Annotated in this window: 13 protein-coding genes; 5 read left to right on the top strand and 8 right to left on the bottom strand. The window is 60.1% G+C overall.

What is annotated here, in order from left to right; translation table 11 throughout:
• The first annotated feature begins 50 nt into the window (after window positions 1-50).
• Both AC6I65_RS12735 and AC6I65_RS12730 read left to right on the top strand, forming a co-directional pair.
• Entirely contained in the window at window positions 51-980 is a 930-nt protein-coding gene (locus AC6I65_RS12735) for an NAD(P)-dependent oxidoreductase (protein WP_497903256.1), read from the top strand.
• Between the two features lie 60 nt (window positions 981-1,040).
• A complete protein-coding gene (locus AC6I65_RS12730) occupies window positions 1,041-1,793 on the top strand; it encodes an ABC transporter ATP-binding protein (RefSeq protein ID WP_497903255.1) in 753 nt (250 codons plus the stop codon).
• Between the two features lie 43 nt (window positions 1,794-1,836).
• Here the strand turns inward: AC6I65_RS12730 and AC6I65_RS12725 are convergent, their stop codons facing one another.
• Window positions 1,837-3,180 (bottom strand): aminotransferase family protein, encoded by a 1,344-nt coding sequence (locus AC6I65_RS12725; RefSeq protein ID WP_497903254.1) that lies wholly within the window; start codon window positions 3,178-3,180, stop codon window positions 1,837-1,839.
• 163 nt (window positions 3,181-3,343) lie between these two features.
• Entirely contained in the window at window positions 3,344-4,837 is a 1,494-nt protein-coding gene (locus AC6I65_RS12720) for an aldehyde dehydrogenase (RefSeq protein ID WP_497903253.1), read from the bottom strand.
• Window positions 4,838-5,003: 166 nt separating this feature from the next.
• Here AC6I65_RS12720 and AC6I65_RS12715 point away from each other — a divergent pair, with 166 nt between their 5' ends.
• Window positions 5,004-5,378: a cupin domain-containing protein gene (locus tag AC6I65_RS12715; protein ID WP_497903252.1), complete on the top strand. Its 375-nt coding sequence runs from the start codon at window positions 5,004-5,006 to the stop codon at window positions 5,376-5,378.
• Window positions 5,379-5,526: 148 nt separating this feature from the next.
• A complete protein-coding gene (locus AC6I65_RS12710; RefSeq protein WP_497903251.1) occupies window positions 5,527-6,810 on the top strand; it encodes an ABC transporter substrate-binding protein in 1,284 nt (427 codons plus the stop codon).
• Between the two features lie 254 nt (window positions 6,811-7,064).
• Here AC6I65_RS12710 and AC6I65_RS12705 read toward each other — a convergent pair whose 3' ends face one another.
• Both AC6I65_RS12705 and AC6I65_RS12700 read right to left on the bottom strand, forming a co-directional pair.
• The gene (locus tag AC6I65_RS12705; protein WP_497903250.1) at window positions 7,065-9,149 is read right to left on the bottom strand and encodes an acetate--CoA ligase family protein; all 2,085 of its coding nucleotides are present in this window, start codon (window positions 9,147-9,149) and stop codon (window positions 7,065-7,067) included.
• Complete coding sequence (locus tag AC6I65_RS12700) at window positions 9,136-10,254, bottom strand: acyl-CoA dehydrogenase family protein (protein ID WP_497903249.1); 1,119 nt, start codon at window positions 10,252-10,254, stop codon at window positions 9,136-9,138. Before AC6I65_RS12700 ends, AC6I65_RS12705 begins: the two co-directional genes overlap by 14 nt.
• Before the next feature lie 244 nt (window positions 10,255-10,498).
• Here AC6I65_RS12700 and AC6I65_RS12695 point away from each other — a divergent pair, with 244 nt between their 5' ends.
• Window positions 10,499-12,127 carry a class I adenylate-forming enzyme family protein gene (locus AC6I65_RS12695; protein WP_497903248.1) on the top strand — a complete coding sequence of 543 codons (1,629 nt, stop codon included), beginning with the start codon at window positions 10,499-10,501 and terminating at the stop codon, window positions 12,125-12,127.
• Window positions 12,128-12,240: 113 nt separating this feature from the next.
• Here AC6I65_RS12695 and AC6I65_RS12690 read toward each other — a convergent pair whose 3' ends face one another.
• From AC6I65_RS12690 to AC6I65_RS12675, 4 genes are all read right to left on the bottom strand, one after another.
• The gene (locus tag AC6I65_RS12690; protein WP_497903247.1) at window positions 12,241-13,569 is read right to left on the bottom strand and encodes an LLM class flavin-dependent oxidoreductase; all 1,329 of its coding nucleotides are present in this window, start codon (window positions 13,567-13,569) and stop codon (window positions 12,241-12,243) included.
• 717 nt (window positions 13,570-14,286) lie between these two features.
• Window positions 14,287-15,051 (bottom strand): IclR family transcriptional regulator, encoded by a 765-nt coding sequence (locus tag AC6I65_RS12685; RefSeq protein ID WP_497903246.1) that lies wholly within the window; start codon window positions 15,049-15,051, stop codon window positions 14,287-14,289.
• Between the two features lie 280 nt (window positions 15,052-15,331).
• Window positions 15,332-16,327, bottom strand: coding sequence for an LLM class flavin-dependent oxidoreductase (locus AC6I65_RS12680; protein ID WP_497903245.1), 996 nt, complete (start codon window positions 16,325-16,327; stop codon window positions 15,332-15,334).
• A gap of 183 nt (window positions 16,328-16,510) precedes the next feature.
• On the bottom strand, window positions 16,511-17,284 hold the full coding sequence (locus AC6I65_RS12675) for an enoyl-CoA hydratase/isomerase family protein (protein WP_497903244.1): 774 nt from the start codon (window positions 17,282-17,284) through the stop codon (window positions 16,511-16,513).
• Window positions 17,285-17,327: the final 43 nt, after the last annotated feature.

Below are 17,327 nucleotides of genomic sequence, written 5' to 3'. Positions count from 1 at the left end.
GTCGACGGACGATACTTATTTAAGAGTCGGCTCCAGACTTTTGGAAGAGAATGACAGACACATCGATCGGTGTTGTCGGTCTCGGACTGATGGGTGGAAACATCGCGACGCACTTCCTCGACGCGGGGTGGGATGTCCACGGCTTCGACGTCAGTGATGAACGGGTCGCCGACCTGGAAACGGACGGTCTCGTACCCGCGGAAACAGCAGCGGCACTTGCGGACGAGGTCGACGTCGTCATCACGAGCCTGCCGACCCCTGACGTGGTCGACACCGTGTACCTCGGTGACGACGGGATCGCCGCCGGGGCGGGTGACGGCGTGACGGCGATCGACATGAGTACGATCGATCCCAACACCACACGAACGGTAGCCGAATCGGCGCCGGCGATCGACCTGATCGACGCACCGGTCAGCGGTGGGCCTGAGAACTGCCTCGACGGAACACTCGTGATCCTATGTGGCGGGAACCGCGACGTCTACGACCGGGAGTACGTACAGGAGATCCTGGACTCCCTCGGGCGCAACGTCTACTACGCCGGCGAGACAGGCGCGGGACACACCGTAAAGCTGCTCAACAACGTCATTTCGATGGGGAACCTGTTGCTGTCGCTCGAGGTCACATCGATGGGCGTCGCCGCGGGCGTCGAACCCGAGGTTCTCAACGAGATTCTTCCGAACACAGGCGGGGCTTCGAACCAGTTCCGAAAGCGGTTCCCGCGAGTCCTCAACCGAAACTTCGAGCCCGGATTCACCGTCGACTACGCGAAAAAGGACATTGGACTGGCGATGGACACCGCAGAGAATGAGGAAGTGCCGATGGTTCTCTCCTCGTTGATCTACCAACTGTTCACGAAAGCAAGCGCTGAAGGTCACGGTGGCGAAGACGCCTGTAGCGTGGTGAAGCTGTTCGAACAAAGCACCGGCGTACCCGTCGAAGCCGACACCGAGGTCGATGAGACGTTTGAAGGGTATCGATAATAGGTGTGATATCCGGTAGCATTATAGCACTGATCGCCCAACAGCGGTGTATACAAACATATGAGTTCAGAACGAACGGTAAGCGGGGACACGACGTCACATGGGAGTACTGATCGAATTCTCGAAGCGTCGAACCTGACGGTCTCCTACGGAGAGATCAAGGCGCTCCGGGGCGTGGATCTGCACATCGACGAAAACGAGATCGTTTCGGTCATCGGACCGAACGGGGCCGGAAAGTCGACGCTCGTCGACACAATCTCAGGCTTCCTTGACTACGGGGGGTCGTTGACCTACCGAGGGACGGAAGTACGGGAGCGTGAGACCGCCGAACTGGTCAACGAAGGCGTCATTTACTGTACCGAGTCGCGGAACCTCTTCCCGTTCATGTCGGTCGAGGATAACCTCGAACTCGGCGCGTACAGGCACGCAGACGGAATGGACGACCGCCTTGACTTCGTCTACGACCTGTTTCCGACCCTCAAGGAGCGAACCGACCAGGAGGCGGGAACGATGAGCGGTGGTGAACAACAAATGCTCGCGATTGGTCGATCCCTGATGGGCGATCCGGACCTGCTGATCCTCGACGAGCCGACGATTGGTCTGGCACCGGTCATCATCGACGACATTAGCGACACCATTGAGGAGATCCTTGACCGCGGGATCACGATCCTATTGGCGGAACAGAACGTGACGTTCGCGATGGACCACGCCGACAGGATCTACCTCCTCGAAAACGGGACGGTCCAACGTGAGGGTGATCCAGAGTCGTTCGAAGGCGACGAGGAAATTCAGGAGGTCTATCTGGGCGGTTAGGTCGGTCCGTAACGGACGCCTTTTTTCGTTTTTCGAACCCTCGTCAGGAGAGGTCGTCGTAGACGGTTCGTACGGCGTCGTCAACGACCGACGCAATTCGATCGATGGCCTCGTCGCTTGTCGGTAACGGCGGCGCGAGCATACAATGGTCGCCTGCGACTCCGTTGACTGATCCGGTGCCGGGGTAGGTGTAGACGCCGTCGGCCAGCGCCTCCCGAAAGACGCGTTTGGCCACTTTTCGATCGGGATCGAACGGTCGTTTCGTCTTGCGATCCGCGACGAACTCGAGACCGAGCATAAGGCCGCAGCGCCGGAAATCGCCGACCATCGGATGATCTGCGAGTGGCGCAAGCGCCGCCTCGAGACGCCGCCCGTTCGCCCGCCCCGCTTCGAGCACGTCGTCCGTGTACTGTTCGAGGACGTACAACGCAGCAGCAGCGGAAATTGGGTGGCCGGAGTAAGTGTGACCGTGATCGAACGACCCGTCGGCCGCGGCGTCGAAGACGGATGCGACGTGCTCCCGGACGACCGACGCGCTGATTGCTGCGGTTCCGGCGGAGAGTCCCTTCCCGACGACGAGGATGTCCGGCACGACGTCGTAATGCTCGCAGGCGAACATCGGACCGGTCCTGCCGAAGCCGGTCATGACTTCGTCGGCGACGAAGAGGACGTCGTACTCGTCGCAGATACGCCGAACCTCCTCATAGTACGTGGGATGGGGTCGGGCGGCTGGAATGCTGGCACCCGAAACCGGTTCGGCGATAAACGCAGAGACGTGCTCTTCGCCCTCCTGAACGATCGTTCGTTCCAGTTCCCGCGCAGCGGCCCGCGCCTGTTCCTCGGGCGTTCCCTCGTACTCCCAGCGATAGGGGTAGGCTGGCGTGATCTTCGGCCAGTCCTGCAGCAGCGGCCGGTAGGGCGTCCGTCGAGTCGTGTTCCCGCCAGCGGAGAGCGCGCCGAGCGTGGCGCCGTGGTAGGATTGCCACCTGGAGATAACGACGTGTTTGTCCGGATTCCCCGTGTTCCGGTGGTATTCCCGGGCGAGTTTGATCGCGGATTCGACGGCCTCGCTCCCCGATCCGGTGAAGAAGGCTGCCGACAGATCGCCGGGAGTTCGGTCCACGAGTTGGTCGGCAAGTCGCTCGGTCGTCTCGTGACTGAAGTACGACATCGAGACGTAGTCGACGGACTCAGCCTGTTCGGCGAGCACGTCGGGCAGCCCCTCAATGTTGTGACCGAGGTTGGCCACTGCGGCCCCTGCAGCGGCGTCGATTATCCGGTCGCCGGACTCGGTCGTGAGGTACTCGTCTTCGGCGTCGACGATTCGCGGGTGATCGGGATCGATTCCACCGCCCCATTTGTAGAACATACTGTCGGTGTTCGTCATACAAACCACCACGAATCGAGTAGTGTTGAATATTTGGGTGTCAGAGGCCGCGAGTCGAAATTCGAAGTCGCAGTCGTGGCGAAAACGGCGTTTCGTACCGTGCTGAAAAACGAAGACGCATAGTACGTCGAAAAACTAAATCGCGTCGGACCCGAGCCGTTTCTCAGATGAACTTGAACGGATCGGAGACCTCGCCTTCGGTCTCGATCCAGACGCTTTTCGTCTGGAGGTATTCCTCGATCCCTTCGACCCCCTTCTCGCGGCCGATTCCGCTCTTCTTGTAGCCGCCTGATGGCGTCGTGAACGAGGATTTTCGGTAGGTGTTGACCCAGACGACGCCCGCCTTGATTGCCTCGGTCATGCGCATGGCCCGCCTGAGATCGTTCGTCCAGACGCCCGCAGCCAGTCCATACTCAGAGTCGTTGGCCATCTCGACGAGTTCGCTTTCGTCTTCAAACGGAATGACCGAGAGAACCGGTCCGAATACCTCCTCTTGGGCGATCCGCATATCGTTGGAAACGTCGGTCAGGACCGTCGGCGGATAGAAGAGGCCGCCAGGGAGGTCGTCTCGTGGCTCGCCGCCGGTGACAACGGTAGCCCCCTCCTCGCGGGCGATGTTGACGTACTGATCGATCTTTTCGAACTGGTCCTCGAAGGCGATCGGGCCCATCTCAATATCTGGATCGATCGGATCGCCGAGTTCGATCGCCTCGGCACGCTCAACGAGCGCGTCGACGAACTCATCGTGTATGGGCTCGTGGAGGAACAGCCGGGAACCGGCGATACAGCTCTGTCCCGCGGCCGCGAAGATCCCCTTCACTGCGCCGGTTACGGCCTCGTCGAAATCGGCGTCCTCAAACACGATGTTCGGACTCTTGCCGCCGAGTTCGAGCGTCACGGGGACGATCCGCTCGCCGCCCGTTTGTGCGACTTTCGATCCGGTCTCCAGGCCACCGGTGAACGAAATTTTGTCGACGTCGGCGTGGTTAGTCAGGGCTGCTCCGGGCTCCCCGAAGCCGGTGACGACGTTGAGTGCGCCGTCGGGCAGGCCTGCCTCACTGGCGAGTTCGACGAGTCGGATCGTCGACACCGGCGACACCTCCGAGGGCTTGAGCACGACCGTGTTCCCCGCCGCGATTGCGGGCGCGATCTTGTAGAGGGCGAGTGTGAGCGGCGAATTCCAGGGCGTGATCGCACCGACCACGCCATACGGTTCTCGCCTGGTGAACGTGAACATCCGTTGCTGCTCGATCGGGATGGTCTTTCCGTGTACCTTGTCTGCCAGCCCAGCGAAGTAGCGAAACCAGTCCGGAAGCCCCTCCGCCTGCCCTTGCATCTCGCGGAGCAGTTTCCCGTTTCCGTGGGTATCGAGCGTCGCCAGTTCCTCGCTATGTTCCTCGATTGTATCGGCGAAATCGTGGAGTAACTTGCCACGATCGGTAGCCGACAGTGACTGCCACTCGTCGCTCTCGAAACATCGACGCGCGGCGGCAACCGCTCGATCGATGTCCTCGGCCGTCCCGTTGGGGACAGTCGCCCACACTTCTCGCGTATACGGGTACTCGATCTCGAATCGTTCGCCGGACGACGACGTGACGGACTCACCGTCGATGACCATGTCGTACGCAGCCGGCTCGCCGGAAGTTAGCTCCGTCATGTGTGTTAGCGTTTGGCGAATGCTACAATAACTCTTGCGTCTCGGCGAGTGACCGTGTCTGATCGTCAATCGTCCTCGGATCGAACCACGTGAGCGTTCCGGAGCGGTAGTGGCTCAGCGTAAAAACCACAATCGATTTGGCGCGATATGTTCATGGTTCCCACGTATGCCTTCGAACTACGCGTTCCTCAATCCATCGGAAGTCGACCCGACCCCCTCGGCAGTGTCCGGAACGCCCCAAATTGACGTCGCGGGCGAACTCGGCTGTGAGAAAATGCGGCCGCGATTGTGGTACGTCGGACCTGGCGACGAGATGAGCCATCACCGCCAGACCGAGCAAGAGGAGGTCTACTTCGTCGTTCAAGGTCCGGGTCGGATCTCGATCGACGGCACTGATCGCGACGTTCCCGAGGGGACGCTATTACGGATCCCGCCAGAGACGCCGCGCCAGATATTCAACGACACGGCGGACGAGCACGTCTGGTACGTCGTCGGCGCGCCGGCCGTCGAAGACGACGGTCGACCCCCGTACGACGAATGAGGCCGCGAGTGGGAGGTATAACGATCAAAATACCGATATTTAGGGATCCAGGCGGTCCCATTAGTGATCGTGTGTTATAAATCCACGAACGTGTTCTGTGACCAAATACCATACTTTTTTGTTAAGGAGATACGTACGATTGTCTGGAATGCCATCACATAGCAGTAATTGGCGGAGGCGCCAGTTCCTGAAAACGACCTCCGTAGGTATCGGTGCTGGGACACTCGCAGGGTGCCTTGGTGGAGACGACGACGAAGGAGTCGGCGACCAGGTCACGATCGGCGCAGTCGCGCCACTCGACGACCCAATCGGACAGAACATCGAGACAGCAGCCGAGATCGCAGCTGAGGAGCTCAACGAAAACGGTGGAATCGCCGGTGCTGATGTCGAAATCGACATCAGAAACAGCAATTACGAAGTACAGGGGACGCGGTCCCGGTATCAGGAATTGATCCAGGAAGCCGGGGCAGCTATGACAATGGGCCCGTACGTGAGCGAGAATCAGCTCGCCATCATGGACAATATCGCTGACAGCCAAACGATCCATATGGGAGTCGCGTCGGGTACGCCCGGGACGACGGAGCTTCTCGCGGACGACTACGAACGGTACAAGTACTACTTCCGCGTCGGACCGCTGAACGGCTACTTCCGCGGTGAAGAACTACTCAAATTTGCCGAAAACCACATTAGCGACCTTGGCTGGGAGCGAATCGCCATCCTGGTCGAAGACTACGAGTGGACAACGCCAATCTCCGAGGTGATCGACGGGCAGATCGGCGAGGTAACCGACGCAGAGGTCGTCATGAACACACGGTTCTCGGGTGACACCGAGGACTTCTCGCCGCTGTTTGACGAGGCCGAGAGCGCGGACGCAGACGGCATCCTGACGGCGATCGCCCACATCGGAACGGACATGATCGTTCAGTGGTACGATCAAGAGCGGCCGATGGGGTTGGCCGGTACGACCGTACCGGCCGAGGATCCGAACTACTGGGACGACCTTGACGGGTCATGTGCGTTCGTCGCCGGGAGCCTCTTTGGCGGAGTCCAGGGCGCATACCTCACCGAACGCGGCGAAGAGTTCGCCCAGACGTTCGCAGAAGCCGACGGCCCCGGCGTCTCGCCGATGTACCCCGCTTTCCACACGTACGACGCGATGTACATATTCGCCGAAGCGGTCGAAGAGGCCGACGACTCGCTCGACCCTGAGGATCTGATCCCGGTCCTCGAGGAAACATCACACGACGGCTCGGCGGGAACCATCGAGTTCTACGGCCAGGATCACGAGTTTCCGCACGACGTCAAACATGGCGACGACCTCCTGCGCGAAATGCAGTACCAGTGGCAGCCCGATGGCGATGGCGGAGAGCAGGTCGGTATCGCGCCGGAAGAAATTGCGACCGGTGAGTATCAGCAGCCGGACTGGATTTGAACGAATAGGCCCACACGATTCAAGCCGTTCAAGTCGTCGGCGACCGGTCCAATCACCATCAGCGATTTTTCACGCTGCGTCGGTGCCGCTGTAGCTATTGGCTTCTGCCGCAATTGATCGTCGCCGAGCGTTCCCGTCGATCGAGCGCTACAGCTCGACACGCGTGAGTAGACAGCGTCGAATAGTCCGCTACGGACAAGAAATCGGAACGTCGAGGTTCGCCACTCGACGCCGACATTGTCTACGGAGGGCTGTTACTCGACGACGATATCGACCACGAGGGGGCCGTCCTCCGTCACGATGATCGGATTGAACTCAAGTTCCGTGACGTCGTGTTCCGTATACACCCGAGAGACGTTCGATATGACGCGGGCGAGCGCCTCTTTGTCTCCCGCGGGGTACGATCGGTAGCCCTCCAAGAGCCGTCCGGCGGCGGTCTCTTCGATCATCTCCATCGCCATCGACTCAGTGACGGGCAGCGCCCGGTAGGCGAAGTCGTCGAAGAGTTCGACGAAGACGCCACCGGGTCCGAACAGCATGATCGGCCCGAAGTCCGGGTCGTCCGTGAGGCCGATCAGAAACTCAGAACCAGTGACCATTTTCTGGACGAGCACCGATGAGTTTCCGTCAATCGCCGCCAGTTCGTCGAAGGCGTGACGGACAGCGTCCGGAGAATCGAGATCGGGTTTGACGCCTCCGACGTCTGATTTGTGCGCGGTCTGGAGAGGATTGAGTTTGCAGACGACCGGATAACCGATCTCGTCAGCCGCGTCAACGGCCGCCGCCGCGTTGTCGACGATCCGAGTCGGGGCGAACGGAATATCGTATTCGGTGAGTCGTGAGACGGTTTCCTCCCAGCCCTCATCCAATCCCGGCGCCGCCGCGGGTCGCGGCGACGGGAGCGACGGAAGGTCCGCCGCGAGGTACTCCCCGCGCGTCGCAAGATTGTCTAGCGTCTCGACAGCGCGGACAGGATCCCGGAACAGCAGGATGCCTGCGTCTTCAAGGTACGACTGCGTTTCGGCACTCGGCTCGCTTCCGGTGAAGACCATGGCGATCGTCGCGTCCGTATCCCAAGCGACCGCGGCTAGTTGCTCCTCGATTGCCTCGGCCACGGAACCTCCGGTGTTGCCGAACTGGACAATGAGTCCGGATACGTCGTCCTCTAGGACGGCCTGGATACAGCCGACGAAGACGTCGGGATCCCGCAGCGCTGAGGCGGTCAGATCGATCGGATTCGTCTCAGATCCGTACGGCGGGATCTCCTCGGCGATCCGATCACGGGTAGATTCGGAAAGGGAGGCGAGTGGGAGGTCCGATCGTTCACAGGCGTCGGCGATCACCACGGCTGCCCCACCAGAGATGCTGACGACGCCGATCCCGTCTTCCCGGGTTGGATATGCGCTCGACGAAACCCGGGTTGAGGCCTCGACCACGTCGACCAGTTCGTCGACGCTGAAAACGCGGGTGATGCCCGCCTGCTCGAAGACGGCATCATAGATCTCGTCGTCCGTTGCGATGCTTCCAGTATGAGACGCGGCCGCCTCCTCACCTGTGGGTGACGCGCCCGCCCGGATCGCAATGATATCGGTGTCTGTCTCGGCAGCGCGTCGACCGAGTTCGAGCAGTCTCCGTCCCTGTTGGAGTCCTTCGACGTACGTGACGATCGTCTTCGTGTCGGGATCCTCAACGAAGTACTCGAGGAAGTCGATCGCCGTCAGGTCGAGCTCGTTTCCGGTGGAGATCCACTTGCTCGTCCCGATCCCCAGATTCTGCGAGAGCTGGAAGATTGCGCCGCCAAACGCGCCGCTTTGGGTGACGAAGCCGACCGGTCCAGGTTCCAAATCGTCACGTTTCAGGATCGACGAGAACGAGAGCGGTACCGTGTCGCTCAGATTCACGAATCCCTCGGAGTTCGGCCCGACGAGCCTGACACCCGCTTCACGAGCCGCCGTTTCGAGCTCCGCCTCCAGTGATTCACCCTCTGCGCCCGTCTCGGAGAAACCTGACGCGATTACGACCGCATAGGGAATCCCTCGTTCGCCACACTCCCGGATCACCGACGGGGTGAACTTCGCCGGCAACAGCACCATCGCTAGGTCAACGGCCGCCGGGAGATCTGAGACGCTGTCATAGCAGGGTTGGCCGTCGATCTCGTCCGTGTTTGGATTGACGAGATATACGCCTCCGGGGTAGCCGTACTCGTCTAGAAACCGGTACGGTCGCCCGGAGAGTTTGTCCGGATCGGAGGAGGCGCCGACGAGAGCGATCGACTCTGGCGCGAACAATCGGTTGAGCGGGGCATCGGCCGCCTGTTCGAGTGACTCAGTCGAATCCATATTTCTTAAGCTGTGACGCGATCGTATTCTGCTGTACTTCGACCGTTCCACCGGCGATCCTCCAACCGCGGACGAGGCGGTAGAGATATTCGAGCGGTGACTCCTTCATGTAGCCACTCGCCCCATGAATCTGGAGTGATTCGTCGACGGCCATCTGACCGGCCTCGTTGGCTTTGACTTTGGCGATCGAGGTCTCCATTCGCGTCGGTTGCGCCTTGCTCGCGGCCCGGTAGATGAGGAGACGAGCGGCGTCGAGTTCTATAGCCATCCGTGCCAGCTTCCACTCAATCCCCTGGAACTCGGCAATCGGCTGGCCGAACTGGACGCGCTCTTTCCCGTGATCGAGCGCCTTATCGAGCGCATTGAGGCCGCACGCTACGCACATCATCGAGTTGTGACAGCGCTCAACGTTGAACTCCTGGAGTAGTTCCTTGAACGCCTCGGTGCCGTGAGCGAGGACGTGCTCTTTGGGGACGCGACAATCGTCGAGGAACAGATCAGTCTGGATGTGACCGGCCATGTTCTCGTAGCCGTCGCCGACGGTCATGCCCGGTGCGTCGGCGTCAACCATCACGGCGCCAATGTTGTCGTCCTCGAAGCGAGCGTAGACGAGAAATCCGTCGGCGATCAATCCCTTGGTGATCCACGCCTTGCGACCGTTCAACACGACCTCACCGTTCTCGCGGCGCGCGGTCGTGGACATGTTCGAGGCGTCAGTTCCGGCCTCTGGTTCCGAGATCGCGACAGAGAGCACCGCATCACCGTCACAGACACGTTCCAAGTATCGCTCCTTGAGGTAGTCGTTGCCTAGTTCGGCGATAACCCGCGGCGGTCCCATCGAGGAGCGCGAGAGCACGTGTGCCGTGTCGGGGCAGACGCGCCCGACTGCCTCCTGAGCCAGCACGACTTCTAGGGGAGAAAATCCGCCACCACCGTACTCTTCGGGAAGTGCGATCCCGAGCAGTCCGTTTTCAGCCAGCGTTTCCACGTTCGATTCGGGGAACTCGTCGTTCCAGGTGAAGGCGTCGTCAGCGAACTCTCGTTCGGCGATTTCCGACGCCGTTTTCCGAATCATCTGCTGTGTCTCGTCGAATTCGAAGTCCATAGTTCGAGTCTATTGTGTGAGTTAGTCTGATATGCACGGCCCGCCCTGCGAACGAACCGTGCATCTACCAGCATCTACTCGCCGATGCATGCTAACCATTTCGTTATAAGCGACTACATTGACTTATAGTTTCTTTCTATCGTCGGTCGAGCGTCGGAATCCATCCGGTAGCGTCTGGCGATGGAACCAGGTGCACAGCGAGATGAGCCGAACTATTATATCAGGCATGATCCTATTCCGATCCATGGACGCGTGGTTCGATACGACGATATACCTCGGTCTCGCCGCGATAGCCGACAAACGCGGAGACCGACCCGCCTTGATCGCCGGCGACGACGAGATCACGTACGACGACCTATGCGGGGAAGCCCGACGATTGGCCGCCGGGCTGTCCGAACTCGGGGTTTCAACCGGTGACACAATCGGTCTCTGGCTCTCGAACCGCCGCGAGTGGATCGCGACGCAGCTCGCCGCCTCGTGCCTCGGGGTTAGCGTCGTCGCCGTCAACACTCGGTATCGCGCCCACGAGCTCGAGTATATGCTTCGTGATGCGAACTGCGCGGCGCTCGTGACCGAGTCGACCTTCCTGGACATCGATTTCCTCGAGATACTGTCGTCGGTCGTTCCGTCGGTAGGCGAGGTCGATCCCGAATCGTTCGATCCGGACTCGTTCCCCGCGCTCGAACACGTGATCACCGTCGACGAGGGGGACGGGCACCCAGCGACACGCGAATACGCGGACGTCCTGGACGGGGGAATCGATCGCGACGCGATCGAACCCGAGACCGATCCCATGGCCGTCGCAAGCATCTTTTACACGAGCGGTACGACGAGCGATCCGAAGGGATGTCAGCAGACGAACCGATCGCTGATTGCTCACTCCCACGCCGTTGGGGAACATCTCGGTCTGACCGGCGACGACGTCAGTATCGGCGCGCTCCCCTTCTGTGGCGTCCTCGGCTACAACGCGCTGTTTAGCGCACTAACCAGCGGGACGCCGGTCGTCCTGCAGAGTCACTTCGATCCGGCTGAGACGATCAGGCTGATTGACGCCCACGACGTGACCTTTCTGAACGCGATCGGCGCGATGTACTCCCGGATGATCGACGATGACGGGTTCGACTCGGACGCGATGTCGTCGCTCCGTCGGGCCGTGGTCACGTTCATGAACGGGTTCGACGCGACGGAATTCGATCGAATTGAGGACGCGATCGGCGCGCCCCTCGTCCAGCCGTACGGTCTTTCCGAGGCGAACAGCCAGGTGTTCGTGGGCGATCCGACCGACCCGCGTGAACAGCGCAAGCAGGTCGGGGGGCCGCTCGTCGATCCGGGGCGACAGGACGCGCGCATCGTCGACCCCTCGACGGGTTCCGAACTGCCGGCGGGCGAGCGAGGAGAATTACAGCTGAACGGGTACAATGTGATGACCGGCTATCTGAACAAACCGGATCAGACCCAAGCGGCGTTCACGGAGGACGGCTGGCTCCGGACCGGAGATCTCTGTCACCGCGACGAACAGGGATACTTCTACTACCACTCGCGAATGGACGATACGATCCGCGTGCGGGGATTCCTGGTCTCGCCGGCCGAAATCGAAAGCGCCATCCAAGATCACGACGCCGTCGTTGAGGCGCAAGTCGTCGGCGCCGACCACCCCCACCACGGACAGGTACCGGTCGCGTTCGTCGTGTCGAGGACGGAGGATTTCGACGTAAGCGATCTAGAAACGTACCTTGTCGATCGAATCGCAGACTACAAGCGTCCCGCTGCAATCGAGTTCGTTGACGAGTTCCCGCGGACCGAGAGTCCACACGGCGAGAAGGTGCAGAAAGGAAAGTTACGCGAACGGGCGGGATCGGTACTCGGCAGCTGAGAAGCCCGGGAACGAATTACCGTTGTCCCACTCGCCGTTCGGGTGGTGCGTCGAACTACGTCGATATGGTGCCTCTGATTCGATGGGTGACGCCGAGGGAACGACTCTCTTGCTTATAGTTCTTCGTGGAGGTACGGGAGCACGTCCTCGCCGAAGGCCCGGAGTTGCTCGTTCGCTTCTTCGGCGGTGATGCCGGGCACTTCGAACGAAATGTCGATGCTGTAATCTTCGAATCCGAGATCCTCCTTCGTCCGGGAGATCTGATCGATCAGTTCTTCCGAATCGCCGACGAGGACGATGTCCCGCTCAATGAACGTCTCGATGTCGAGGGGAACGTCGGCCGGATCCTCCCCGGGTTTGGCGACCGCCTTGGCGAAGCCGAACGGTCCGAAGAAGTCCCAGCGCTGCTCGACGCCGTCCTTCCAACGCTCGAAGACGTCCGCATCGGAGGCCCCAGTGTTGAAGACGAACCGGCGAAGGGAGAGACCCCGCTTTCGCTCCTCGTCCCAGCCGTAGCGGAAGGGTTCGCCGTCGTACTCGGGTCGGTGATCGGGCCATCCCGCTTCTTCCGACGCCTCGTAGTAGACGTCGGCAATTCGCTCAAGAATCTCGGTCGTCCCGGTCGTCAGATAGCCGTTGATCGCGTTCCGCGCGGCGAACTTGGTTGATCGGGGAGAGGTGACGGGTTCCCAGACCTGTGGATGGGGCTGCTGTTGCGGCTGTGGGAAGACTGGAAGCTTCTTGAGCGTCGAACCACCCTTCAGTACCGGATTGTCGCCCGGATCCGGATCGGCGTCTTCGTCCCAATCTATGAGATCCTCGACTTGGTACTCGGTCACGTCGTCGTTCAGGTAGCCGTAGTCCTGTTCGTGATGCCAGCGCGTGTACGACGGTGGAACGGTGTGAAACTCGCCTTCGTAAGAGAGGACGTCCTCCGTCCAGGCCTTCTTCAGCAATTCGAACTTTTCTTCGAAGCTCCGGCGATTTCGTTCTTCGTCCTGTATCGTTCCACTCCAGTATTGGCCGAGCGTCTCGTTTTCACGGGGCTGGTAGCCGCGACCCACGCCAATTTCTGCCCGCCCATCGCTGATAATGTCGAGCATCGCGGTCTGTTCGGCCAGACGGACCGGGTCGTGCCACGAGAGAATGTTCGCCACCTGGCAGAGAGTAATCTGCTCGGTCCGGGAAGCTACGGCTGTCTGGGCCAGGATCGGGCTCGGGCTGTGTTCGGAGCCGGTGAGTTCGAAGTGGTGCTCAGTGAACACCGCGCGATCAAACCCGTACTCGTCCGCGAGTACGGCGTGTTCAATCTGGTCTCTCGTCACCTGTTTCAGGTCTTCGTGCATTTCTCGAACCGAACCATCGGCAATTATTGATCCGTTCTCGGCGCGCTTGAGCGGGATATTCGTTCCCCCATTGTGGAATACACCAACGTCTGTCATGGTACTGTGTGTGGATGGCACAGAGACAATATTAAACCTTTCCTCTGAGCGGCGTCAGGGCAGCGGTTTCGCAGGCACCGGAACGGCAACCTTTGGTGACCACCCGTGGGGAAGCACTACGACGGAAACGTAATCGTGTGACCGTGATCGTCTAGCGTTCGCCCCTCCCGAATTTTATATTTCCTCCATTTCGACTACGCCGATCAGTCCGTCGAATTCATCCCCTGGAAGGTCAAGATGGCGGTTCGGTTGAGGCTACGGAACTTCGAATCAACGTGCTGTTCTACGGCTCAATAGGCGCATTCATCTGTGGTGAATATTTTAAGTTATTACGGGTGTTGAATCCCGTCTCCCAGTCGTTCGCTGTAGCGTTGTGGGTTATCATGATATCCCACTATCGTTTACATCATTACATATGTAATTGTCCGGTGCGAGAGATTTACCTCCGTGCAATTAGAATATAGTATTTCTACCAATTACAAACATAATTTTGTAATGAAGAACTTCGGTGCTCGTTCTTACCTATAACGTAATACTCAGTAATGCTCATAAATCCGTGAGGCGGCCAATAGCGTCGATATGAGCAAGAGGATGTACTACGGTCATCAGTCCGAGAGGCTGGTATCTCGGTCGTCGATTCGATTCTGATGGATGCAGGTGCGATGGGGCGACGCAGGCCCGGTGTCAACGCGAACCGATGAGCGGACGACAATGGGGTCAGGAGTACATAATGTTCAGTTCCAGTTCGTTGGACGTCGCCAGGAGCATATTCGGCAGTTCTTCTTCGTACCAGTCGCCTTTCATCCGATGGACAGGACCGGAGACGCTGAACGCGCCGACCACGCGATCGTCCGGTCCGAGTACGGGTGCACCGATGGCGTTGACGCCTTTAATGTGTTCCTCCCGATTGAACGCGTAGCCACGCTCGCGGATCTCCGCTAGTTCGTCGAACAGGGCATCGGGATCGGTGATCGTGTGCTCGGTTTCCTGCTCCAGGCCACATTCGTCAATTATCTCTTCAACCCGCTGTTCGGGAATGAATGCCAGAATGGACTTCCCGGCCGCGGCGACGTGGAGATTGACCCGTTTACCGACGCTCGAGTACGCTTTCACGGCTTTCTCCCCTGTACTCGTGTACAGGTAAACGCCCCGGCCGTGCTCCTCTACGACGAAGTGGGCTCGCCCGCCGGTTTCTTCGGCGAGTTGCTTCACCTTAGGCTTGGCGTGGATGTACGACTCAGAGTTGTTGCGGACGTACTCGCCCAGGGTCAGGAACCGGAGACCGAGGTAGTAGATGTCTCCCCGCTTAACGACGAATTCGTTCTGTTCGAGCGTCGCGAGATGGCCGTGAACCGTGCTGGGCGCCATATCAAGCTCCGAAGCCAGCTGCGTCACGCGAGCACCGTCCAATGCCTTGAGTGCGTTGATGATTCGCAGGGACGTTTCGGTCGTTTGCAGCCCGCCTTTGGGTTCAGTTGCCATGGTCAATGTTTACACGAGACCCCTTATAAAATTCACTATGGCGGAATCTCTATTCGGCACGCGACATCAATACATTGTTCCAGCCGAATTTTCGGCCTAGCGGTTGAACGGTGGTTTCGTCGGGCTGTTACTCCGCATCTTGTCATCATTTAGCGTGGGCCATCGTGGCGTGTTATCACGTGTTTAGCGAAACATTTGCCGTGTCAACGCCGGACCGGTATAACATTCGCCAGCATCGAAAGAGCGAGTTTCGGCTGCGGCGATTGGATCGGGCGCTCTCCTATGATGAGATTTGCGGTATGACCTCGCTTCCCACTGTCTCGACCGCAGACGCGAGGACGTCGTAGGAGAGGCCCGGGTGGTCCATCCGTAGGATAATGTGATCTTCGGCACCTAACAGGTCGTCAAACTCGAGGAGCTGGCGCACAAGCTCGTCGGGAGAACCATAGAGGGCCTCCTCGCGCCACTTGGCTTCGGGATCGTCTGCGCGCGAGAACTCGTCGGAAGATTCGGCGAACCACTTCGCGTAGACGCCCTTAGTGTGAGCCAGCCCGTCAACCATCTTCTCCCAGGCGTCCTCGGCGGAGTCGCCCACGAATGCGTCCCGGAGGAGGTAGGTCGGGAACGACTCGTCAGCCTCATCCGCGATCCAGCCGAACTGCCGTTCGACGACGTCCTTGCTGTCGCCCCCAGCGATGTAGCCGTCGGCGATCCGGGCTGCGCGTCGTACGCCTGGTTCAGCATACGAACCGATGAGGATTGGGAGATCGGTTCCCTGTACCGGCGTCGGCGTAACGATCGCGTCCTCGTATTCGAAGATGTTGCCGTCGTAGGAGAACGGTTTGCCGGTCCAGGCGTGATTGCAGACGCGAACGCAGTCGACTAGACGGGCAACACGCTCCTCCTTCGGCACGCTGAAGGTCTCGAATTCAGGGTCTCGGTATCCAATCCCCAAACCGAGTTGGAAGCGGCCGCCAGAGAGCAGGTCAACGACGGCAGCGTCCTCGGCGAGCCTGATCGGATCGTAGAACGGTGCCAGTGCGAGCGACGTCCCGATCGTTATCGTGTTCGTTGCCTCGGCGAGCGCCCCGCACATCGGAAACACCGACGGAAGGTACTCGTCGTCGGTGCCGTGATGCTCGGATACCCACGCCGAGTGGAATCCCTCGCGTTCGGCGAGTCGAACGAGGTCCACCGTCTGTCGATAGCGCTGGCGCGTCGATCGCGCATCTTCTTGCGGTCGCTGCGTCGTGAACAGGCCAATTCCTACGCGCATACGACTATCGTTCGCATGGGAGAGTAAAAGGTTTGTTCCGCGAGCGGTCGAACCGTCATCGCCGTCGAGGCACCGGTCGGCAGGAGCACACCGCCTCCGTCGACAGATACAATCTGAAGGCGATTCGCAGGTCCAGCCACGATCGATCGGCAAGCGCAATTAGGGGTCGGACCGCGGTCGAGATCAGGGTTCGTACTCGGCTGGACCGAACTCCGGATCGCGATCCTCTAGGAACGCGGCCGCGGCTTCTTGCGTGTTCGGTACCTGCCGGAGTTCGGCGATGTGATCACGCTCGAGCCGGTACTCCTCGATCGGTTCCGCTGGCTGGCACTCCCGGACGACCGCTCGCGCCGCATTGACGGCGTCGGGACTCTTCGACGCAATATTGGTAGCCAGATTGACGGCACGCTCGCGCGGATCTTCGACGAGTTCCGAGACCATCCCCAGATCGTACGCCCGGTCGGCCGGGAGGGGGTTGCCGGTGTAGAGCATGTGCCTCGCGACGCCGTCGGGGAGGAGTCGCCGCAGCGGGCCGTAGCCACCGACGATTCCGACGGTGATCTCCGGGATCGCGAACGACGCGCCCGCCGAGGCGACACGGAGGTCGCACAGCGACGCGATGATGGCCGCGGCGCCGACGGCTGGTCCGTCGACGCCGACCACGATCGGTAGAGGGTGGTCGTAGACCGTTTCGAGCAAATTCATGTAGACCTCGTCGCGGTACGAGGCGGCGTCGGGATCGTACTCGCGAAACTCCGTGACGTCGTGGCCTGCAGAGAAGGTCCGGTCGCCCCCAGTGGTCAGCGCGATAACGCGCTCGTCCTCCCGCGGGAGCGAGTCGAGCAGGTCGGTCAGCGCTTCGAGATCCTGGTACCTGAGCGCGTTGACCGGCGGTCGATCGATTGTGACGACGCCGACGGCGTCGTCGACTTCGTACGACAGGATTTCCTTGCTCATCGTTGATCGTCCTCCTGGAGTGGATGTATGCAGTCGTCCATAC

It is taken from the genome of Natronosalvus sp. KLKA75 (assembly GCF_059736265.1).
The sequence above is the reverse complement of the archived record's forward strand: the minus strand, read 5'-3'. Positions and strand labels throughout refer to the sequence as shown.